Origin of the sequence: Algibacter agarivorans (assembly GCF_039543245.1) — a bacterium.
GTDB classification, from domain to species: Bacteria; Bacteroidota; Bacteroidia; order Flavobacteriales; family Flavobacteriaceae; genus Algibacter_G; species Algibacter_G agarivorans.
This window is the reverse complement of record NZ_BAABJJ010000011.1, coordinates 126,181-148,761: the sequence shown is the minus strand read 5'-3', so window position 1 is coordinate 148,761 and position 22,581 is coordinate 126,181. Positions and strand designations below refer to the sequence as shown.

The window sequence follows — 22,581 nt, the reverse complement described above, 5'->3', positions numbered from 1 at the left end:
AATTTTAAATTATTTTAATGTTATTATTTTAAAGTGTCTCCACCCTTTTCTCCTGTTCGTATTCTGTAACACTCATTGATATCCGATACAAAAACTTTACCGTCTCCAACTTCGCCTGTACTAGCAGCCTCAAGAAGCGTTTTAACGGTTATTTCTTCAAAATCATCATTTACAACGATTGATAAGTGTCTACGTTGAATATCGCTTGTACTATATGACACTCCTCTGTACACATGACCTTCTTTTTCATTTCCTAAACCAGTAACATCCCAGTAAGAGAAAAAGTTTACTCCAACATTGTGCAAGGCATCTCTAACCGCACTGTATTTGGATTTTCTAATAATTGCTTCAATTTTTTTCATATTATATATATGTTTTATTGATTAGTTAATTTGAATAAGAAACATTCCTGAACTTATAGTTCAGGAATGTTTCTTCTTTTTTTTTAGAAAGAGTAAATCGCAGCCAAAGTAAATGCTGCTAAACTTTTTGATGCTAAACCATCACTATCTGGAAAGTTAGCCAATTCTTCAGAAGCACTATCTAAACGTAATTCAGGCTTAATAATTAAGTTCTCTAAAGTATAGCTACCTGTTAATGTAAGACCTAAAATACTCTCATCAGCTGACAAGTTAGCTAAAACACCACCATCTTCTAATTGTTGAAAATACTCTCCTCTTAAACCGATAGTAAATGAATCAGAAGTTGCTAACTGTGGATATAATGCTGCTCCATAAAAACCAGCACCATCATTATCTTGATAAGCTGCGTTTATACCTAAAAAGAAATCATCTGACAAATCAAAACCACCTGTATAATCTATTTCAAATCCAATTCCTGCACCACCATCATAATAAAAGTTTAAGAATTGTCCAGAATACCCTAATTGAGCACCTAAAGCATAATCACCAGTAGTATTGTTGTTAACATCTGTAACATTCATAATAGCTGTCATTAAGCTAAAATCATCAGATAAAGCAAAATCAGCTTTTAAACCAACATGACTAAAAGGCCCGTAAGAGAACATATAAGATGTACTGTAGTTAAAGTTTCCAACTGGAGAAATTACTTCATACCCTAAATACGTATTAAAACGACCTAAAGTTAAAGTTGTTCCTTCAGATACATTCCAGTATGCATATAATTGGTTAATGAATACATCAGTACCACCACCTACAGCTTGTAAACCTCTAGTACCAAAAGCTAAATCTGCAACAACTCCTGTTTTTTCTCCTTCATAAGAAGCAATAATATTTGCCATACCTAATGCAAACCCTGTTTGATCAGCGAATGAAGACTCAGTTGCTGGTGTTAAAGCATCTGATGCTGTTAGTACTGTTCTGTAGTAAGTATCAACACTACCACTAATTGAAAGTTTCTTTTCTGTAGCTTCTTCTTGAGCAAATAACGCTGTTGCCATAAAAAGCATTGAAAGTGTAATAAATTTTTTCATAATTGTTTTCATTTTAAGTTATTAGTTAAATAGGCCTAATTAATTAGTTTTTATTTTTAGTGTTTTTCAGACCTACATTTTCCTTAAGAACGAGGCGAAACTATGGCAAAAAACTTTAACCCCCATAAAAAATAGGGTCAATTGACTTACTTTTATCAAAATTTCAGTTTTTACCCTATTTTTTTATAGGTATTCAGTTTATTTATATCTTTTTTGATTTTTCAACAACACCCTTAATTGAATTATTGTCAGTATTTTCTAAGTTTATATGCTATTATTTTCATTAATTCCACTATTCTTTATAACTATTTCATATATCCTTATATATTACTAAAATTTAAGCATTGAATATTTATTAATAAACCTGTATAATATTGATATATAATTATTTTTAACTCGTGATAACTTCAAAAATCGAAATAATGAAATACCCTTTATTGTAATTCAAGTTCTAGTGCCTATCTTTACCTTTCAACTCAAGTTTTTAAACGATTATGCTGAAGAAACAAGGACTTTATTTACCAGAATTTGAACACGAAAACTGTGGCGCTGGTTTTATTTGTAATCTTAAAGGAGAGAAAACAAATCAAATTATTCATGATGCGCTAGAAATTCTAGTGAAATTAGAACACCGAGGCGGTGTTAGTGCAGATGGAAAAACAGGTGACGGGGCTGGTTTATTGATTGATATTCCTCACGATTATTTTAAACGTGTTTGCAAATTTGATATTCCTGAACAAAGAGAATATGCTGTAGGTATGGTGTTTTTACCTAAAGTTGAAAACCAATATGAATTTTGTAAAGCTGTTTTTGAAAAAGAAATTAAAGCACAAGGCCTTTCTATTTTAGGATGGAGAGAAGTTCCTGTAGATTCTTCGCAATTAGGAGAAATAGCTTTAGCGTCCGAACCAAATATTGAGCAAATCTTCATTAGCAAAACCGAAGCCATTACCGAAGCCATTTTTAAAGCTAAACTGTATGCCGCTCGTAAAATTACAGAGCATGCCATTAGAAATTCAAAAATGTCCCAAAGTGATTATTTCTACTTGCCAAGCTTATCTAATACGACCTTAATATATAAAGGTATTATAATGCCCGAAGATATTGGGCCTTACTTTACAGATTTACAACAAGAAGATTTAGTAACACGTTTAGCTTTAGTGCACCAGCGTTTCTCAACCAACACCATGCCTGCATGGGAGTTAGCACAGCCTTTCCGTTTCATGTGCCAGAATGGTGAGATTAACACCTTGCGAGGTAACGTAAGTAGAATGCGTGTTCGTGAAGAAATAATGAAAAGTGATGTCTTCGGACCTCAAATAGATAAATTATTCCCTATTATATTACCAGGAAAGTCAGATTCTGCTTCTATGGATATGGTTGTGGAATTATTAACGCATACAGGACGTTCATTACCTGAAGTCATGATGATGATGATTCCTGAAGCATGGGAGAAACACAAAACCATGTCTAAAGAGCGTAAAGCGTTCTACGAATATAACGCTTGCCTAATGGAACCATGGGATGGCCCTGCTTCTGTACCGTTTACAGATGGCGATTATGTAGGGGCATTATTAGACCGTAATGGCTTAAGACCTTCAAGATATACGGTTACAAAAAGTGGCAAATTAATCATGTCTTCAGAAATTGGTGTCGTTGAAGTTGCTCCAGAAGACGTTGAAAGCCATGGACGTTTAGAGCCAGGAAAAATGTTCTTGGTAGACATGAACGAGGGACGTATTATTAATGATGAAGAAATTAAAAGTAAAATTGTTTCAGAAAGACCATATCAAGAGTGGCTTGACAAAACAAGATTACATTTAAAAGACATTCCTTATAATAATGAAACGTGCCCTATCGAGACTATCGATATAAAAACAAGACAACGTTTATTTAATTATACATTCGAAGATATTCAAGAAGTTATCACACCAATGGCAGTTGTTGGTAAAGAAGCTTTAGGTTCTATGGGTATTGATACGCCTTTGGCTGTTTTATCCGATAGACCTCAATTAATTTCAAACTATTTCAAACAATTATTCGCACAGGTTACCAATCCACCTTTAGATGGAATTCGTGAAGAAATTGTAACCGATATTAGTTTATCTTTAGGAAAAGATAGAAATATATTTAGCATTACAGAAAGACAGTGTAGAAAACTAAAAATTCAAAACCCTGTTATTTCTAATGCCGATTTAGAAAAAATAAGAAATATTTCCGTAGAAAGCTTTAAAGCTGAAACTATCGAGATGTTGTACCCAAAAGTGAAAGGCCTTAACGGACTTGAAGATGCTTTAGATGATATTATTGTACAAATAGAAAAAGCTTTATTAAGAGGAACTAACATTATTATCTTATCAGATAGAGGTGTAAATAAGGAGTTTGCTCCTATTCCATCTTTATTAGCTTGCTCTTATGTTAACCATCAAATGAACCGTTTACGCAAGCGTTCATATTTCGACATTATTATCGAATCTGCAGAACCTCGTGAGCCTCATCATTTTGCTACCTTATTTGGTTATGGCGCAAGTGCTGTTAACCCTTATATGGTAAACGAAATAATCAGAATGCAAGTTAAAGAAGGCTTCATTACTGGTATGGACGAGCAAAAAGCCGTTGATAATTTCAATAAAGCTATTGGAAAAGGTATTTTAAAAGTCATGAATAAAATAGGGATCTCTACGCTACACTCGTACAGAGGTTCTCAAATTTTCGAAATTGTTGGTTTCAACTCGCAATTTGTAGAAAAATATTTCCCATATACCGCTTCAAGAATTGAAGGTATTGGTTTATATGAAATTGAAAAAGAAATAACAGAACGTTATAAATACGCATATCCAGATACGTATATCGATAAACGTCTAGGACTAAATATTGGTGGCGATTATAGATGGAGACGTAATGGTGAACGCCACATGTTCAACCCAACAACCGTTGCTAAATTACAGCAAGCAGTTAGATTGAGCGACCAAGACAGTTATAATGTTTACGCAAAAGCGGTTAATGATCAAGCTGAAAACTTAATGACCATTCGTGGTTTATTTGAGTTTGATAATTTAGATCCAATTCCTATAGATGAAGTAGAACCTTGGACAGATATCGTAAAACGTTTCAAAACGGGAGCCATGTCTTATGGATCCATTTCAAGAGAAGCGCACGAAAATTTAGCCATTGCCATGAACCGAATTGGAGGGAAATCCAATTCTGGTGAAGGTGGAGAAGATAGAAAACGTTTTATTCCTGATGCCAATGGCGATAGCCGTAACTCTGCTATAAAGCAGGTAGCTTCAGGTCGTTTTGGAGTTACATCGCATTATTTAACGAATGCTAGAGAAATTCAAATAAAAATGGCTCAAGGTGCAAAACCTGGAGAAGGTGGTCAATTACCGGGCGAAAAAGTATTGCCTTGGATTGCTGCGGCACGTAATTCAACACCTTTTGTAGGATTGATTTCGCCACCACCACATCACGATATTTATTCTATTGAAGATTTAGCACAGTTAATTTACGATTTAAAAAATGCAAATCGTGAAGCTAGAGTTAATGTAAAATTAGTTTCAGAAGTTGGTGTAGGCACTATTGCTGCAGGTGTATCAAAAGCAAAAGCAGATGTTGTACTTATTGCAGGTTATGATGGCGGAACTGGTGCTTCTCCTTTAACATCTTTAAAACATGCCGGTCTTCCTTGGGAACTTGGATTAGCAGAAGCACAACAAACATTAGTATTAAACGATTTACGTTCACGTATTGTTGTAGAATGTGATGGCCAATTAAAAACAGGTCGTGATGTAGCAATTGCTTGTTTATTAGGAGCCGAAGAATTCGGATTTGCCACAGCACCATTAGTAGCTTCAGGATGTATTATGATGCGTAAGTGTCATTTAAATACTTGCCCAGTAGGTATCGCAACTCAAGATAAAGAATTACGTAAAAACTTTAAAGGCACACCAGAACACGTTATTAATTTCTTCTTCTATATTGCTGAAGAGCTAAGAGGTATTATGGCACAGTTAGGGTTTAGAACCATGGATGAAATGATTGGTCAAACTCATAAAATAAATGCCAATAAAGCCATTACACATTATAAAGCAAAAGGATTGGATTTATCCTCAATCTTACACAGACCTGCAGCTTATAATGAGATGACTGTTAAGAATACAGGAAAACAAGACCATAATTTAGCTAATGTATTAGATTTTACAATCTTAAAACATTCTAAAACAGCAATAACAAATAAAGTACCAACAACTTTAGAATTCCCTATTAATAATATAGACCGTTCGGTTGGTGCTATTATAAGTAACGAAATTTCTAAAGCGCACGGCCACTTAGGTTTACCAGAAAACACATTGAACATTAACTTCACAGGATCAGCAGGTCAAAGTTTCGGAGCATTTGGTGCTCACGGATTGACGTTCAACCTTGAAGGAAATACCAATGATTATTTAGGTAAAGGTCTATCCGGAGCAAAACTGATTATTAAGAAACCAGTCAAAGCAGATTTTATTGCAGAAAACAACATTATAGTTGGTAATGTATGCTTATTTGGCGCGGTTGAAGGAGAGGCTTATATTAACGGTATTGCAGGCGAACGTTTTGCAGTTCGTAACTCTGGAGCAACTACGGTTGTTGAAGGTGTTGGAGACCACTGTTGCGAATACATGACAGGAGGTAAAGTAATCGTTCTTGGAAGTACAGGTAGAAATTTTGCTGCAGGTATGAGTGGCGGTATTGCCTATGTATACGATCCAGAAAACAAATTTGTAAACGGATTGTGCAATACAGAAACTATCGATTTTGAAGATATTTTAGCCGAGGATGCTGCCGACTTAAAAGGGTGGATTGAGAAACATGTTCTATATACGGATAGTGATCTTGGCAGAAAATTATTAATGGATTGGGACAACAGCTTAAAACATTTTGTTAGAGTAATGCCTACGGAATACAAGAAAGCATTAGCACGTTTAGCAAAAGGAGAAGTAATGGTTGAAGAATTAGAAATAGCATAGCACAATGGGAAAAGTAACAGGTTTTAAAGAATTCGAAAGAAAAGATGAAGCATACAAGCCCGTAGAAGAGCGTGTAGAGCATTATAATGAATTTACAGTATCATTAAGCGATAAAGAAATCACTGAACAAGGGTCTCGCTGCATGGATTGCGGTATTCCATTTTGTCATAGTGGTTGCCCACTTGGTAATTTAATTCCAGATTTTAATCATATGGTGCACCAAGGCGAATGGCAAAAAGCCTCTTGGATATTACATTCAACAAACAATTTCCCTGAATTTACTGGTCGTTTGTGTCCTGCTCCATGTGAGCAAGCCTGTGTATTAGGGATTATTGAAGACCCTGTTTCTATTGAAAATATTGAAAAAAATATAGTAGAGCGTGCTTTTAAAGAAGGCTGGATTAAACCACAACCTCCAAAAACCAGAACAGGAAAAACCATTGCCATAGTAGGTTCTGGCCCTGCCGGTTTAGCCACTGCCCAACAATTAAATAGAGCAGGGCATACCGTTACTGTTTTTGAAAGAGATGATGCTGTTGGAGGATTATTACGCTATGGAATTCCTAATTTCAAAATGGAAAAAGGCATCATCGATCGTCGTGTTGCCATTTTAGAAGCAGAAGGTATTACGTTTAGAGTTAATGCTAACATTGGTGGCAATGTACCAGTAGAAGAGTTAAAAGCTTTTAATGCCACTGTTCTTTGTGGTGGTGCTACGGAAAGAAGAAGCTTACCAACACCTGGTATAGATGCTGATGGCGTTGTACAAGCCATGGACTTTTTAACCCAACAAACTAAAGTGCTGTTTGGTAAAAAGGTTGAAAATCAAGTAATGGCTACAGATAAAAACGTGATTGTTATTGGTGGTGGAGATACTGGTTCTGACTGTGTTGGAACATCAAACCGTCACGGTGCTAAATCGGTAGTTAATTTCGAAATTATGCCGAAACCCCCAGGACATCGTTCACCGACTACGCCTTGGCCATATTGGCCATTACAGTTAAAAACATCATCGTCTCATAAAGAAGGTGTTGAACGTAACTGGTTAATAAACACAAAAGAATTTATTACTGACGACAAGGGAAAACTTACCGCTTTAAAAACAGTAAATGTGGAGTGGGAAATGATTCCTGGAGAGCGTCCTAAATTAATAGAAATTGAAGGCACTGAAAAAACATGGCCGTGTGATTTAGCATTATTGGCACTAGGATTTACAGGCCCTGAAAGTACAATCGCAGATCAATTAGGACTAGATAGAGATGGACGTTCTAATTACAAAGCGGAATATGGCAAATACCAAACAAATGTTCCAAACATTTTTACAGCTGGTGATATGCGCAGAGGGCAATCATTAATTGTATGGGCTATTTCTGAAGGTAGAGAAGCCGCTAGACAAGTAGATATTTACTTAATGGGCAAATCTGATTTAACATCAAAAGATGTTACTGGCGATTTATTAGGAGTGCATTAATAGATAACAATATATTTAATAAAAAAAACGCGGACTTTTCAGTTCGCATTTTTTTTATTATCTAATTCCTACAACCCAGTCAATGCTTTTAAAAACCCTTAGAGCTGACTCATTTTTTAAAAAAACTTATTTCTTAGTTGATTAACTAATATTAGAATAAGTGTTTTATTAAATTACATCATTATTTTCTTATTAAATTACAGGAAAAAGAAAAACAATTCAACGAAAATTCATGTAGTTCGACCTATTTAGCTTTCGTGTTTATTCTTTTTATTTAAATTAACATTCCCTAAGAGTTCAAATTAATAATAAATGAAAAAAGAAATTATAATTTAATTTCATTGTTATTAACCATCCAAAAATTCATCTAAATGGAAATTTCAAGAAAGCTGTTTACTTTCTCGGCTCTACTAATTAGTATTTTATCATTTTCACAAGAAACCGCTACTGATATTAAATACAAGCGAAGTTCATTATACACCCTTATGCTTAGTGATAGCAATAGAGAGCACAGTGAAATTATTCAAACAACTTTCAAGAATGCCCCTATTCCCGATAAATTTAATGACCATATTATCGACATCAGAACTATTTCTAAAATTGATTCATTATCTATTGAGGAGTCTGATGAGGCTAATACTCAAAAAAAAAGTTTGTTGTCTGGAATGCCAAAATTTGGAGGAAAAAAGAAATTAAAAGAAAATCAGCAAATAGCGGTCTTTAATTATTTAGATAGTAGCGCCATTGCTAAATCCATGGTAACCAAGTGGTTTAATAGAAGTGACGCTGGTGGTTTTAATATGGATTTAATTGCCGAAAGAGGATCTTATAACGCATCTGATTTAGATATTAAAATTGCAAAAAACACAGAACGAGGTTATGCCCTTCTTGCTGATGCTGGAGAAGAGTTAATCAATAACACTTTTGTAATTGTTAACGATTTTAAATATACCAATAAAGAAGAAGTGGCCTCTAAAGCAAAAGGCTTACTTTCTATGGTAGCAACCTACACTGGAAACAGTGATATTGCCTTGGCGGCGGATGCAGCCTCACTTGGTGTGGGTGCTATGGGCAAAGGTTACATCATAAAAACAACAGCTTATTTATATAAACTTGTTTGGAATGAAGAGGTTGCTGCAACATTCTATAATGATTTTTGGACTGACGATGCTTCGCTTGATTTGGAAAAGAAAAAAGCCTTTGATGAAACCGATATATTTAAAATTGAATTGGTTGGAACAGAAACTTCTTGGGCAGACATCCAAAGTACTATATTAACAAAAAAATCTAATGAAGATTTAATTTCTGTAGCAACTGTAAGAGCTGTAGATAATGTTATAGCAAAACTTCAAAGAAAATACGAGACTTTTAGAACAAAATCACCATTATTAAGCGGCGACCCTTTATCAGCAAAAATAGGTTTAAAGGAAGGTCTAGAAAAAGGTGATAAATATGAAGTTTTAGAGCAAGTTATTAACAAAGAAGGTCTAACTGAATACAAACGTGTAGGGGTAATAAAAGTTGACAAAACTCATATTTGGGACAACAGATTTATGGCTGATGAAGAGGAGTCCAAATCCGAATTTGAATATACCACCTTTACAGGGTCAAAAAACAAGTATTTCTCAGGAATGCTTATCAGACAAATAAATTAATTCACTTAAATCATATTAATATGAAAAAACAAACTAACCTATAATGAGACAATTTTTATTTACTATAATAGTTTTGTTCAGTTCATTTTCTTTTTCTCAAGAAGACGAAAATTCTGAGAATGCAACTATATACATAGCTCGAGAATCTAGAAAAATTGGTGGTGTTCTTATGGCTTTGCACCCATACACTTTAGCAGCTAAGGCTTCTTCTAGTAATCCTAATACTTTTACTAATTATTTTATAGCAGACAATTCTAATATTATTGGAAAAATTTCCAGAGGGAATTATTTAAAATATGATTGCGCCCCTGGAGAACATGTTTTTAGTGCTTTTATTCCTCCTGTAAATAGTCAAAAGGCAAGAAAGGCAAGAAAATCTATTGGTTCTAAAAAGATTTATTTAAAGGCAGGCAATACATATTATTTAAAAACGAATGTTGATAAAGGTATTCATTTGATTGATGTATCATTTGATTCAAAAGAATTAATTGAATTTAAAGAAAAAATCGAAAAGAAAGAACCAGTAGAAGTCGATTATGCCGAGCTAGAGGAGCCACAAATTAAATATAAGCAAATTTTAACAGCAAGAGTTAACAGCCTTAACCCAGGGAATTTCGATAAAGCAAATTCTCTATTGGCTATAAACTCTTATGCTGTGCAAAGTCAAACAAGTGTAGCTTCTAGTGTAGATTATTCAAACATGACATTAGAAGAATTAAAAGCTGCCAAAACTAAAGCAGTTTCTGAAGAGAATTATACATTGGCAAGTATTTTAAAAGATTATATTTCAACAAAGAAGATTACCGTATCTGATTTAGAGGTTGAAAAACAAAAAGCAATTGCCGAAGAAGATTATGAGAAAGCAGAAATTTTAAAACGTAAAATAGGCCTAAGAAAAAAAGCTGAGGAGGATAAAAACGATCCGTCATTAGTAAGTATTTCTGGAGGAACTAATAAACGAGATAAAGCCCTAACAGATTTAATAGCAAACAAGCCTAAAAATCATTCTATAAAGCATGACAAAAATACAATTAGTAGTAATGCATTTTCTATAACAAAAAGAGGGGTAAAAAAAGATGCGTCAGATAGTACTAATACAGCTGTATACAGGCGTAGTTCTTTATATACACTTATGATAAACAACCCTGTTCATCAACACACCAATACTATTAAAAATACATTTGGTAATATTGATGTTCCTGAAAAATTTAATGATCACAATGTAGGCCCATATATTATAAGTACTCCTAATGAAGCTAAAGACAAAACTTATATTATTAATGATTTTCTATCTACAAATAATATCGCAAAGGAATTAGTTTCAAAATGGTTTAATAGAAGTGAAAAAGGAGGTTTCAATATGGATTTAATCTCTGAAAGAGGTTCTTACAACGCTACTGATTTAGATGTTAGTATAGCCTTAAATAATGAAAGAGGATTCGCTTTATTAACAGACGCAGGAGAGGAGTTAATTAAAAACACATTTGTAGTTGTTAATGACTATAAATATACTGATAAAGAAGAAATTGCAGAAAAAGCTGGCAAAGCATTAGGTTTTTTATCAACTGCAGCATCATTTGTCCCAGGTGGAAGCAATGTTTCTAACATTGCAACAGCTGTTCAAGTAGGAACCTCTATTGCAGGTAAAGGTTATGTTATAAAATCTACGACGTATTTATACAAATTAGTTTGGAACGAAGAAGTTGCAGCTACTTTTTATAACGATTACTGGACAACAGATAATGAATTTGAAGCTAATAAAAAGGAAGCTTTTGATAAATCGGATGCATTTCGATTAGAGCTAGTAGGAACAGAAAGTGCATGGGCAGATTTGCAAAGTTCTGTTTTTACTAAAAAATCCGATACAGATTTGATTTCTGTAGCTACGGTGAAATCTACCAATAAGTCCATAGCAAAGTTACAACGTAAATATGAGGTTTTTAGGACTAAATCACCTTTATTAAGTGGCGACCCTTTATCTGCAAAAATAGGCTTAAAAGAAGGTATAGAAAAAGGGGACAAATATGAAGTTTTAGAACAAATTATTAATAAAGAAGGCCTAACAGAATACAAACGTATAGGGGTAATAAAAGTTGACAAAGCTCATATTTGGGATAATAGATTTATGGCTGATGAAGAGGAGTCTAATTCCGAATTTGAATATACCACCTTTACAGGATCAAAGAATAAGTATTTCTCAGGAATGCTAATCAGACAACTAAATTAATTCACTTAAATTATATTAATATGAAACTAAAACACCCAATTGCAATATTATTCATTGTTCTGCTAGGTATGACAGCTAACGCCCAATGGAAAAAAAACAAAGCCAATGAAGACACAAAAATCTGGCGTTATGATTTAGAATGTGAAGGTATAGCAAAACAAGGCTCAAAGTTGGTAAAAGTATGGTCATACTCAAAAAACCCTAAACATGCCATATCTAGAGGCATGAAAAATGCCGTTCATGGCGTTATTTTTAAAGGTTATGCTGGTGGTGGGCAAGGATGCACTTCATTAAAGCCCCTAGTAAAGTCCGTAGACACTGAAGAAGAATTTAAAGAATTCTTCGAAGCATTTTTTGCTGATGGCGGTGAGTATCTAAAATACGTTTCCGCTGCAACTGATGGCAGTATAGCACCAGGAGACCGCTTAAAAGTTAGTAAGCGAGAATACAAAATAGGCATTATTGTAAACGTTCAGTTTGAGCAACTTAGAAAGCGTCTAGAAAAAGAAAACATTGTTAGAGGCTTAGCTTCTGGATTTTAATTTAAACAACGGAATCATGAAAAAAACAGTACAACTAATATTTTCAATTTTATTTTTATTAACAAGTGCTATGGTATTTAGTCAAGCTAAAAAACCAACACTTATGGTAGTACCTAGCGATGTATGGTGTAACACAAATGGTTACATGATGACTTTTAACGACCAAGGCTCCTCTGTTAAAGTACCCGATTACAAAAAAGCTTTTCAAGAAAATGCCGAAGTAATCCAAGTTATAAGCCATATAAATGGTATGATGGGCGAAAGAGGTTTTCCACTAAAAAACATGGAGTCTGTTATTAAAACATTAAATTCTAATATGGCTGAAGATAATTTAAGAAGTTCTAAAAACTCTGGGAGCGGAATTAATGAAAGCCCTATTGATGCTTTCAAGAAAGTTGCTAAAGCAGATATTATCTTACAACTAACCTGGACAGTTAATAAAACGGGGCCTAAAAAATCTGTTACATTTAATCTTCAAGGTTTAGATTCTTATACTGACAAACAAGTTGCAACTGCTGTTGGAACAGGTGCTCCTTCTTTTTCTGCAGAATTACCAGTATTGCTTTCAGAAGCTGTACTAGCACATATGGATAATTTTACCGAATCATTACAAATACATTTTGATGATATGTTTGAAAACGGAAGAGAAATAATTGTTCGCATTCAAAAATGGGATGATTGGGATGGTGATTTAGAAACTGAATTTGGCGATGAAGAACTGGGTTTTATTATTGAAGATTGGTTAGCCGAAAATACAGTTCAAGGCAGATTCAGCACTACCGATATGACTGAGAGTATGGCATTGTTTGAGCAAGTGAGAATTCCATTATACAATGAAAAAAATAGAGCTATCGATGCAAGACGTTACACAAGCGGATTAAGTAAGTTCTTAAAAAATGCACCTTATAACATACCAAACAAATTGGTAATGAAAGGGCTAGGTAGAGCTACCATCATTTTAGGTGGAAAATAATATAACTAAAGGTATTTAATAAACAATTTTAAGATGAAAAAAATAATATATACTCTAATGTTTTTTGTTGCTCCATTTTTAGGAGCACAAGAAAAAGATAATGGCATTACTCTAGGGGCTTACTTACCAGAACAATCTGAAGGTATTCCAAGCCATGCCAAAAACATGCTTAAAAATAAATTAGGTCGAATTATTACAGAAAATGGCATAAGTGATAATGTTTATAATTCACGGTTTATAATAACTCCTAATATAAATGTGCTTAGCAAAAACATAACAGGTACAGCACCAGCTATGATTGTTCTAAATTTAGACTTAACACTTTATATTGGTGATGGGATTGCCGGAAATTTATTTACTAGTCAATCACTTTCACTAAAAGGTGTTGGAACAAATGAGAACAAAGCATATATGGCTGCATTAAAACAATTAAAGCCAAAGAATCCAGAAATACAACGTTTCATTTCTAATGGAAAACAAAAAATTATTGATTACTACAATTCAAATTGTGGACTTATGGTGAAAAAGGCTCAAAATTTTGAAGCTCAAAATAATTTTGAAGATGCTTTATTAACATTAACCAGTGTTCCTGAAGCTAGTGATTGCTTTAATACCATTAAGTCCAAAATCAGACCACTCTACACAAAAACAATTGATAGGGACTGTAAAATAAAATTAAATGAAGCATCTGCTATTTGGGCAGCCAACCAAGATATAAATGCTGCAAACGAAGCAGGACTTTTATTGTCTTCAATAGAACCAACGGCTTCTTGTTTTTCTCAAGTAAAAGCATTGTATGCTAAAATAGCTACACGTGTTAAAGATTTAGGAGACAGAGACTGGAATTATGCTTTAAAAGTTTTAGAGGTAGAAGCCGATACGATTCAAGCAGCTAGAGATGTAGGCATGGCTTATGGTAAAAACCAACCAGAAAGTGTTACTTATAATGTTAGAGGGTGGTATTAAAAGATCGTTTATTTAAATCTACAAAAATATAGCCTAGTCCTTTTGAAAACACATTATCAATCAAATTACCTGATAATACCAAAGTTTTAAAAACAACAATTTATAACAACATCGGGCAAACAGTTTATGCTGATTTAGAAGATAAAAACACTCTAGAATTATCACATCTTATAGGTGGGATATATATTTTAATAGAGCTCAGTATTTAAATACGTATCTTTAAATCAACAAAGTGATAGTTTTATGGATATTTTTAAGGGTCAAAATCTTCTAGAGTTCTCTGATCGGTTCAAAACCGACGAAGATTGTAAGGAATACTTAGCTTCAGTGAAGTCTAAATCTAATTATAAGTGCTTGAAATGCAATCACACTGCTTGCCAGGTCCGAAAGGATTTTGCAAGACAATGTAATATATGTGGGCATATTGAATCGGCTACTGCCAATACGCTCTTCCATAAGGTTAAGTTTGGGGTTAGAAAAGCATTTTTCATTTGTTTTGAGATGTCGACGACCACAAAGAGCCTATCCGCTAGCTACATGGGCGTACGCTATGAAAATCAATGATTTTTCTGCCCAATCCTTACAATACATTTTTGTTGACCATATTAGCCGTAAGGCTAATGTAACAACTGACCAATGGAGGGGATATAGGCCAAAAAGGCATATAACATTACCCAAATACCGAGCAATAACGGGATGAACTTTAAAGCTCTCCATACGATGATACACCAGGTTAAATCTTGGATCAGGACAACCTATTCTTGGGTAAGCGATGAGAACCTAAATAGATATTTTAATGAGTTTTGCTTCAGAATAAACAGGTCTCAAAGCAAATCTACGATCTTCAACAACCTAATAACGAAAATGGTTCTAGGAGATAAAATATATCACAAAGAATTAATAAGTAACTAACTACTGACCTCTATAATTTAAATTTAGAAACCAATCAAGGTAAAGGCTCCTTTAAAATCATAAAGAAGTAAATTGCAATTCCTAATTATTGGTAGCTATGTAATTCACAGCAATCATTTATAACCTGAGTTCGACCTAAGAAAAGCAAGTTTTAAGCATAGAAAAAGCAGAATATTTAACATATTAAAGTGTTGAATTTCAATATTTTAAAAGACATTCTACTTATGATCTCTAAAGATAAAATTACAGAAATTTTTTGTTCTATCGATGATTTTTGCCTTGTTTTTGAACCTACTTTAGTAAAACGACAGCTTTCCACAGGAAAAAAGACCAGAAATCGCAAATTCAAGATGTCAACCAGCGAGATAGTGACCATTACGGTTTTGTTCCATTCAAGCGGAATAAGGGCCTTTAAACACTTTTATATAAACTATGTTCAAGAACAGCTCCAGCAAGAGTTTCCAAACACGGTCTCATACAATCGTTTTGTTGAGCCAATGCAGTCCAACCTGCTACCATTGACCCTTTATATGAAGACTTGTTGTTTAGGCCAATGCACAGGTATTTCGTTTATAGATTCTACCCCTATACGTGCCTGCAACAAAAAACGAATAAAGCAGAACAAGGTATTTAAGGATATTGCTTCCATAGGCAAATCCACCATGGGCTGGTTTTATGGTTTTAAGCTTCACATCATTATAAACGATAAGGGAGAACTACTTGATTTCGTTATCACTCTAGCCAATGTGGATGATAGAGCGCCTTTAAAAGGGGATAACTTTCTGAAGAAAATATTAGGTAGTTTATATGCCGATAAAGGTTACATATCCAAGCAGCTGTCAGCCTTGTTGTTCGATCAGGGACTGCACCTTGTTGCCGGTATCAGAAACAATATGAAAAATGTGATGATGACCATGAGAGATAAAATATTGCTCAGAAAACGGTCTGTTATAGAAACTATAAATGATCAACTAAAAAACATAGCCCAAGCTGAACATTCCAGACATAGAAGTTTTGGTAATTTCATTACCAATTTAGTAGCCAGCCTTATTGCCTATTCGTTTCAAGAAAAGAAACCAAGTATTAAATTTGAAACGCAAAATACAGCGCAATTAGCTCTTTTTTACTAAATTCTTAAGTCGAACTCAGGTTTATAATAAAAAACACGAACTTTTCAGTTCGCATTTTTTATCTTTATTTAGCTTTCCGCATAAACTCCTCAGCTTTTTCAACCATATTTTTGCTACCGCAAATAAAAGGTACACGCTGGTGCAATTCGGTTGGCTCAATGTCCATGGTTCTTATAAAACCATCACTAGATTTACCATTAGCTTGTTCAGCCAAAAATGCCATAGGATTACATTCGTATAACAAACGCAATTTCCCGTTAGGGTTTTTTGAACTCTGTGGATATAAATAAATCCCACCTTTTATCATGTTTCTATGAAAATCTGAAACCAAAGACCCAATATATCTAGAGGTATACGGTCTATCTTCTTCCTCAAGCTGGCAGTATTTTATATAATTTTTTATGCCTTGAGGAAAGTGGATATAATTCCCTTCATTAACCGAATAAATAGTGCCGTCTTCAGGAAATTGCATTGCAGGATGTGATAAATAAAATGAACCAATTGCTGGATTTAAAGTAAATCCGTTTACGCCATCACCTGTGGTATAAACAAGCATCGTAGATGTACCATATACAATATACCCTGCTGCAACTTGTTCACTTCCCTTTTGTAAAAAATCTTCTAGTGTTACTGGTGTCCCAACTGGAGTTACACGTCTATAAATCGAAAAAATGGTTCCAACTGAAACATTTACATCAATATTAGAAGATCCATCTAAAGGATCAATCAATACAATATATTTGTTTTGGTGGTTTTCATCTTGACTATTTATTGCTATAAAATCATCTTCTTCCTCACTAGCAATTCCACAAACAATATTCCTTTTGGTTAGCGTTTGGATAAATTTTTCATTGGCATAAACATCTAACTTTTGCTGATCCTCACCTTGAATATTAGTATCACCGGCCGCACCTATTATATCAACCAATCCAGCTTTGTTAACTTCATGATTTACTACTTTAGCGGCTAATCTAATCGAATTCAAAAGGCTAGATAATTCGCCTGAAGAATATTTGAATGACGATTGATTTCCAATAATAAACTCTCCTAAAGTTTGTTTTTTGTGAGACATAAAGATTATTTTTTTGTTCGTACAAATATCCAAAAATTTTAATAAACTATAACGTTTTCGTGTAATATTATTACTTTTAGATAATGAACTTTCAACTATATTTGACTTAATTATAAAAACTATGAATTATATAATTAGAGACGCGAGAAAAAAGGATATGTCTCAAGTGCTTCATTTAATTAAAGAATTGGCTGTTTTTGAGAAAGAACCCGATGCTGTTGAAGTTTCTGTTGAAGATTTACAGAAAGATGGTTTTAGTTTGCATCCTGCTTTCCATTGTTTTGTTGCAGAAGCCGATTCAAAAATAGAAGGCATTGCATTAATTTATAACCGTTATTCTACTTGGAAAGGCAAAATTCTGCACCTAGAAGATCTAATTGTCAGCAAGTCCATGAGAGGTTCCGGAATGGGAACAGCACTTTTGGACGAGGTGATTAAATACGGACACCGTTTAGGTGTTAAACGCATTAATTGGGAAGTTTTAGATTGGAATGAACCTGCTATTGCCTTTTATGAAAAAAAGGGGGCAAATGTTATGCGCGATTGGGACGTGGTCCAATTAAGCGAAACAGGCATTAAAAATTATATAGCAAAACTATAATTGGTATAACATGCAAGTATTTAAGTTTGGAGGCGCTTCTGTAAAAGACGCAAAAGCAGTAAGGAATTTAGCCTCGGTTTTACAAAAAATAGGCTACAAAAACACTTTGGTTGTGGTTTCTGCTATGGGAAAAACAACAAATGCTCTAGAAGTAGTAATCAAAAATTATTTTGAAAATACATCTGAATTACAAAGTGCCCTCCAAGATGTAAAAAAATACCATAATGAGATTTTGTTTGACTTATTCGATTCCGATAGTCTCGATAGCTATCGGGATCGGAACGAAAATCATCCATCCTTTAAAAAAATAGCTGTTTTTTTTGATGAACTAAACAACTTTTTAAAAACCAATAAATCGCCTGATTATAATTTTGTTTATGATCAAGTAATCGGTTATGGCGAATTAGTTTCCACAACCATTATTAGCGAATATTTAAGCACTATAGGCTTAAAAAATAATTGGATTGATGTCCGTAATCAGATCAAAACAGATAACTATTATAGGCGAGCTAATGTAAATTGGGAAGACACACAACATTTAATAACATCAAAATTCAATACGGGCATATTAAACATTACACAAGGGTTTTTAGCTAGCGATGCTAATAATTTCACAACAACACTTGGCAGAGAAGGTAGCGATTATACAGCGGCCATATACGCCTATTGTTTAAATGCTGAAAGTGTTACGATCTGGAAAGACGTTCCGGGGGTTTTAAATGCAGACCCTCGTTATTTTGAAAATGCGCAATTGCTCAATGAGATATCCTATAGAGAGGCTATTGAACTAGCTTTTTTTGGTGCTTCGGTAATTCATCCAAAAACCTTACAGCCTTTGCAAAGAAAAGAAATTCCTTTATATGTAAAATCCTTTTTACATCCAGAAGCACCAGGAACAAAAATTGGCAAAAACGTGACCCTGGACCCTATGATTCCATGTTTTATTGTAAAGAAAAATCAAGTTTTGATTTCATTATCCTCTTTAGATTTCTCATACATTGTTGAAGAAAATATTAGCGAAATTTTCAGCATTTTGCATCTGTACAAAATGAAGGTTGACGTCATTCAAAATTCAGCCATTAGCTTTTCGGTTTGCGTTGATAATATTTATAACAATCTTGACAAACTATTGCATCATTTAAAGGCAAAATTTAAAGTCGATTGTAATAAAAACGTATCGCTTTACACCATTCGTCATTATGATCAAAATGCTATAAATCAAATTGAAACTGGTAAAACCGTGTTGTTAAAACAATTAACACAAGAAACTGTTCAAGTAGTAACCAGTAGCAACTAAATGGTTTATTTAGTACATTTACACACATGACCAAACGACAAGATACAGGGTTAGTAACCGCCAAGGAAGTTGCCAAAGCCATCCAACTAGACAAATATGGCTTTATTGGTACTTTTATGGGTTGGCTTTTAATGAAAGCCCTTAAAATATCTACTTTAAATAAATTTTATAAACGCAATAAGCATCTTGAAGGTGTAGACTTTTTGGATAGCATTTTAGAAGAATTCCAAATTAAGTTCGAAATTCCTGAAGAAGATTTAAAACGTTTACCAAAAGAAGGTCCATATATAACAGTATCAAATCATCCACTTGGAGGAATAGATGGTATTTTACTTTTAAAATTGATGCTGGAACAACGCGGTGACTTTAAGATAATTGCCAATTTTTTGTTGCATAGAATAGAACCTATGAAACCTTTTATCATGCCTGTAAACCCTTTTGAAGACAGAAAAGATGTGAAATCAAGTATAGCAGGATTTAAAAATTCTCTTTTACATTTAAGAGACGGTCACCCATTGGGTATTTTCCCTGCTGGGGAAGTGTCAACATATCGCGATGGTAAATTAGTGATTGACAGACCTTGGGAAGAAGCTGCCATGAAATTAGTTAAAAAGGCTGAAGTTCCAGTAGTTCCTATTTACTTTCATGCAAAAAACAGTAAATTATTTTATAAGCTATCCAAAATTAGCGACACGTTTAGAACCGCAAAATTGCCATCTGAAGTACTCACACAAAAACGACGAACCATTAAGGTTAGAATTGGAAAACCTATTTCGATTACCGACCAAAAAGAGCATGGCACATTAGATGAGTTTTCGGAATTTTTAAGACGGAAAACCTATATGCTATCTCATGCTTTTGAAGATAAACCAAGAATACTAGACAACATTTCATCAACATTAAAAACACCTAAGGCACCAAAAAGCATCGTAACACCTGTTGAAAACGGGTTAATGACCAAAGAAGTTGATGCGCTTAGAAAAGGAGATTCTAGGCTTTTACAAAGTAAAAATTATGAAGTGTTTCTAGCTCAAGCAGATAAAATACCGAATATCCTTCGTGAAATAGGGCGTTTACGTGAAATCACATTTAGAGAAGTTGGCGAAGGCACCAATGAAGCTATTGATTTAGATACATTTGACAACTATTACCACCACATGTTTTTATGGGATAATGAAAGTAAAGTACTTACTGGGGCTTACCGAATGGGCCTAGGCTCTAAGATTTTTGAACAACACGGTATAGACGGCTTTTATTTGCAAGATTTATTCAGGTTTGAACCTGAACTATACAAAATGATGAGCCAATCCATTGAAATGGGTCGTGCATTCATCATCAAAGAATATCAACAAAAACCCATGCCGTTGTTTTTACTTTGGAAAGGTATTGTGCATACTACATTGCGTTATCCTGAACACAAGTATTTAATTGGTGGCGTAAGTATAAGTAATCAGTTTTCAAATTTTTCAAAATCATTGATGGTTGAGTTTATGAAATCGCATTACTACGATCCTTACATAGCACAATACGTACACCCTAAAAAAGAGTTTAAAGTAAAATTAAAAGACGCCGATAAAGATTTTGTTTTTGATGAAGCCGAAGCCGATTTAAATAAGTTTGACAAGTTTATTGACGAAATTGAACCAGGAGCCTTGCGCCTACCTGTGCTACTAAAAAAGTACATTAAACAAAATGCCCGTTTAGTTGCTTTTAATGTCGATCCTCTTTTTAATAACTCTGTTGATGGGTTGATGTACATCCGGATTTCCGACTTGCCCGAAAGCACTGTAAAACCGGTAATGGAAGAGTTTCAAGCCGAATTGGAACGAAAGTTTACGGAGAATAATGAGGGCTAATCTATTACTTTCTCTAAACTTAAATTTTCTTTAACAAACGCATTAAAATACCCTTTAATTTTTTCTCTTGCTTTTAAAATGCAGCATGTTTTTCTTCATCTGACCCTTACAATTTAGAAATATTGTAGAAATTATGATGTAATCGTATGGGCGTTCTTACTTGTTATGTACGGACAGTTTTCGTTAGCATGAATGCAAACGGTTATGATATAATCAAAATCTACCTCAGCGTATTAATCAACATGATTAGAAGTATGGTGGTCGATATTTAAACCATCTCTTTCATGATAGACAAAGTTTCAGGCTTTAAACCATGGGTTTCAATACCTGCACTATTCACGTTTACTTTTCTATTATCAAAAAATTGTTTAAATAGCCATGTGCCATTTGGCTTCTACAAAAGTTTCCTGTGCATAATACCAATTGTTTGTCAATAATAATTTTTTGTCATGCCTGCAAAGACAGGAATCTTATATATTAAGCTAAGATTTTGATATACAGATTCTCACGTCCTTAAAAAAAAGTGAGACTCTGTATTCACGTTTTACTTAGCAACAATTTCCATTTGGAGAACAACAAGGCTCATCACTATCTAAAGCAGGATCTAAAACTTCAGGAACTCCACAAAGTTCTTTGGCTTTACAGTCTGTTTTTTCGATCGCCAATTTAACTATTAAGTTGTTTTCTTGTATTTCAAAATCGTTAACAAATAGTTGTGCTGTATTAAAGATTGCGTTACTGTATTCCAATTTTAATTCTGAATCCAAAACATAGGGTTTCATGGTTCCTACTTTTTTGAGAATAGCCAATGCTTTGTGAACGGTCATGTATTCCGTTTTATCCAGTTCGTTCGGACTTTCCCAAAGTTGAATAATAGTTTCTTTCCAAGCATCTGTTTGCGACCCACAATCTACAGAGTCTACTGTAATGTGCTTTACTTCTGTAATATGATAATTAGCACCAACAAATAAATTTGGAGCATATTCAAACAATAAAGATTTGTCTTTATGTTTCTCTAGTACGTTAAAAAATTCTTGAGTTTTCATAATTATTGGATTTTATACCATATACCAATTAGTGCCTAACAGCAGTTGGATGTAGTTTTGTTAAAAAATGAATTAAATAATGATTGGAATTCCTGAAAGCGTTCTAAATTTAAACAATAGCAAATACTCTTTCCTTCAAAATTACCTTTCAATAAACCTGCGTCATTTATAACCTTTAAATGCTGAGAAATGGTAGGTTGTGACAGCCCTATTTCATCTACAATATCATTACAAATACACGACTTCTGTTTACTTATGAATTGTAAAATAGAAATACGAGCAGGATGTGCAAATACTTTGGCAATAATTGCCATTTTATTAATACTCTCCGAATAAATATTGAGTTTTGATGCTCCCATAACTTTAATTTT

The 22,581-nt window shown here is 33.8% G+C and carries 16 protein-coding genes and 1 pseudogene; 12 read left to right on the top strand and 5 right to left on the bottom strand.

The window, feature by feature from the left end; all coding sequences use genetic code 11:
* Positions 1-23: 23 nt before the first annotated feature.
* Positions 24-362, bottom strand: coding sequence for a P-II family nitrogen regulator (locus tag ABD935_RS04510; RefSeq protein WP_345190447.1), 339 nt, complete (start codon positions 360-362; stop codon positions 24-26).
* Between the two features lie 83 nt (positions 363-445).
* Positions 446-1,453 (bottom strand): outer membrane beta-barrel protein, encoded by a 1,008-nt coding sequence (locus tag ABD935_RS04505; RefSeq protein WP_345190446.1) that lies wholly within the window; start codon positions 1,451-1,453, stop codon positions 446-448.
* Positions 1,454-1,947: 494 nt separating this feature from the next.
* Here ABD935_RS04505 and gltB point away from each other — a divergent pair, with 494 nt between their 5' ends.
* The 9 genes and pseudogenes from gltB (at position 1,948) to ABD935_RS04460 (ending at position 16,338) form a co-directional block, all read left to right on the top strand.
* Positions 1,948-6,462 (top strand): glutamate synthase large subunit, encoded by a 4,515-nt coding sequence (gltB, locus tag ABD935_RS04500; RefSeq protein ID WP_345190445.1) that lies wholly within the window; start codon positions 1,948-1,950, stop codon positions 6,460-6,462.
* A 4-nt stretch (positions 6,463-6,466) separates the two neighbouring features.
* Complete coding sequence (locus tag ABD935_RS04495; protein WP_345190443.1) at positions 6,467-7,933, top strand: glutamate synthase subunit beta; 1,467 nt, start codon at positions 6,467-6,469, stop codon at positions 7,931-7,933.
* A 371-nt stretch (positions 7,934-8,304) separates the two neighbouring features.
* A complete protein-coding gene (locus ABD935_RS04490) occupies positions 8,305-9,588 on the top strand; it encodes a hypothetical protein (RefSeq protein ID WP_345190442.1) in 1,284 nt (427 codons plus the stop codon).
* Between the two features lie 43 nt (positions 9,589-9,631).
* Complete coding sequence (locus ABD935_RS04485; protein ID WP_345190441.1) at positions 9,632-11,815, top strand: hypothetical protein; 2,184 nt, start codon at positions 9,632-9,634, stop codon at positions 11,813-11,815.
* Between the two features lie 20 nt (positions 11,816-11,835).
* Positions 11,836-12,357 (top strand): hypothetical protein, encoded by a 522-nt coding sequence (locus ABD935_RS04480; protein ID WP_345190440.1) that lies wholly within the window; start codon positions 11,836-11,838, stop codon positions 12,355-12,357.
* 16 nt (positions 12,358-12,373) lie between these two features.
* The gene (locus ABD935_RS04475) at positions 12,374-13,330 is read left to right on the top strand and encodes a DUF6175 family protein (protein WP_345190439.1); all 957 of its coding nucleotides are present in this window, start codon (positions 12,374-12,376) and stop codon (positions 13,328-13,330) included.
* Between the two features lie 33 nt (positions 13,331-13,363).
* Positions 13,364-14,296 carry a hypothetical protein gene (locus ABD935_RS04470; RefSeq protein WP_345190438.1) on the top strand — a complete coding sequence of 311 codons (933 nt, stop codon included), beginning with the start codon at positions 13,364-13,366 and terminating at the stop codon, positions 14,294-14,296.
* A gap of 243 nt (positions 14,297-14,539) precedes the next feature.
* Positions 14,540-15,208, top strand: a pseudogene (locus ABD935_RS04465) (transposase).
* A 224-nt stretch (positions 15,209-15,432) separates the two neighbouring features.
* Complete coding sequence (locus ABD935_RS04460) at positions 15,433-16,338, top strand: IS982 family transposase (RefSeq protein WP_345190437.1); 906 nt, start codon at positions 15,433-15,435, stop codon at positions 16,336-16,338.
* Positions 16,339-16,402: 64 nt separating this feature from the next.
* Here the strand turns inward: ABD935_RS04460 and fbp are convergent, their stop codons facing one another.
* Complete coding sequence (gene fbp / locus ABD935_RS04455) at positions 16,403-17,410, bottom strand: class 1 fructose-bisphosphatase (RefSeq protein WP_345190436.1); 1,008 nt, start codon at positions 17,408-17,410, stop codon at positions 16,403-16,405.
* A 121-nt stretch (positions 17,411-17,531) separates the two neighbouring features.
* Between fbp and ABD935_RS04450 the strand changes: the two genes are divergently transcribed.
* From ABD935_RS04450 to ABD935_RS04440, 3 genes are read left to right on the top strand one after another with little or no spacing between them, the layout of a single operon-like run.
* Entirely contained in the window at positions 17,532-18,011 is a 480-nt protein-coding gene (locus ABD935_RS04450) for a GNAT family N-acetyltransferase (RefSeq protein WP_345190435.1), read from the top strand.
* Between the two features lie 10 nt (positions 18,012-18,021).
* On the top strand, positions 18,022-19,308 hold the full coding sequence (locus ABD935_RS04445) for an aspartate kinase (protein WP_345190433.1): 1,287 nt from the start codon (positions 18,022-18,024) through the stop codon (positions 19,306-19,308).
* Between the two features lie 26 nt (positions 19,309-19,334).
* On the top strand, positions 19,335-21,164 hold the full coding sequence (locus tag ABD935_RS04440) for a GNAT family N-acyltransferase (RefSeq protein WP_345190432.1): 1,830 nt from the start codon (positions 19,335-19,337) through the stop codon (positions 21,162-21,164).
* Between the two features lie 548 nt (positions 21,165-21,712).
* On the opposite strand, the gene ABD935_RS04435 is transcribed toward ABD935_RS04440, so the two are convergent.
* Positions 21,713-22,210: a DUF6428 family protein gene (locus ABD935_RS04435; RefSeq protein ID WP_345190431.1), complete on the bottom strand. Its 498-nt coding sequence runs from the start codon at positions 22,208-22,210 to the stop codon at positions 21,713-21,715.
* Positions 22,211-22,245: 35 nt separating this feature from the next.
* Positions 22,246-22,569 carry an ArsR/SmtB family transcription factor gene (locus ABD935_RS04430; RefSeq protein ID WP_345190430.1) on the bottom strand — a complete coding sequence of 108 codons (324 nt, stop codon included), beginning with the start codon at positions 22,567-22,569 and terminating at the stop codon, positions 22,246-22,248.
* Between the last annotated feature and the right edge of the window lie 12 nt (positions 22,570-22,581).

Excerpts from the sequence above, each read along its gene's own strand:
- ABD935_RS04430 (WP_345190430.1), bottom strand. The coding sequence starts at position 22,569 with ATGGGAGCATCAAAACTCAATATTTATTCGGAGAGTATTAATAAAATG.
- ABD935_RS04460 (WP_345190437.1), top strand. The coding sequence starts at position 15,433 with ATGATCTCTAAAGATAAAATTACAGAAATTTTTTGTTCTATCGATGAT.
- ABD935_RS04435 (WP_345190431.1), bottom strand. The coding sequence starts at position 22,210 with ATGAAAACTCAAGAATTTTTTAACGTACTAGAGAAACATAAAGACAAA.
- ABD935_RS04505 (WP_345190446.1), bottom strand. The coding sequence starts at position 1,453 with ATGAAAAAATTTATTACACTTTCAATGCTTTTTATGGCAACAGCGTTA.
- ABD935_RS04475 (WP_345190439.1), top strand. The coding sequence starts at position 12,374 with ATGAAAAAAACAGTACAACTAATATTTTCAATTTTATTTTTATTAACA.
- ABD935_RS04480 (WP_345190440.1), top strand. The coding sequence starts at position 11,836 with ATGAAACTAAAACACCCAATTGCAATATTATTCATTGTTCTGCTAGGT.
- ABD935_RS04450 (WP_345190435.1), top strand. The coding sequence starts at position 17,532 with ATGAATTATATAATTAGAGACGCGAGAAAAAAGGATATGTCTCAAGTG.
- gltB (WP_345190445.1), top strand. The coding sequence starts at position 1,948 with ATGCTGAAGAAACAAGGACTTTATTTACCAGAATTTGAACACGAAAAC.
- ABD935_RS04440 (WP_345190432.1), top strand. The coding sequence starts at position 19,335 with ATGACCAAACGACAAGATACAGGGTTAGTAACCGCCAAGGAAGTTGCC.
- ABD935_RS04495 (WP_345190443.1), top strand. The coding sequence starts at position 6,467 with ATGGGAAAAGTAACAGGTTTTAAAGAATTCGAAAGAAAAGATGAAGCA.
- ABD935_RS04485 (WP_345190441.1), top strand. The coding sequence starts at position 9,632 with ATGAGACAATTTTTATTTACTATAATAGTTTTGTTCAGTTCATTTTCT.
- ABD935_RS04510 (WP_345190447.1), bottom strand. The coding sequence starts at position 362 with ATGAAAAAAATTGAAGCAATTATTAGAAAATCCAAATACAGTGCGGTT.
- ABD935_RS04470 (WP_345190438.1), top strand. The coding sequence starts at position 13,364 with ATGAAAAAAATAATATATACTCTAATGTTTTTTGTTGCTCCATTTTTA.
- ABD935_RS04445 (WP_345190433.1), top strand. The coding sequence starts at position 18,022 with ATGCAAGTATTTAAGTTTGGAGGCGCTTCTGTAAAAGACGCAAAAGCA.
- ABD935_RS04490 (WP_345190442.1), top strand. The coding sequence starts at position 8,305 with ATGGAAATTTCAAGAAAGCTGTTTACTTTCTCGGCTCTACTAATTAGT.
- fbp (WP_345190436.1), bottom strand. The coding sequence starts at position 17,410 with ATGTCTCACAAAAAACAAACTTTAGGAGAGTTTATTATTGGAAATCAA.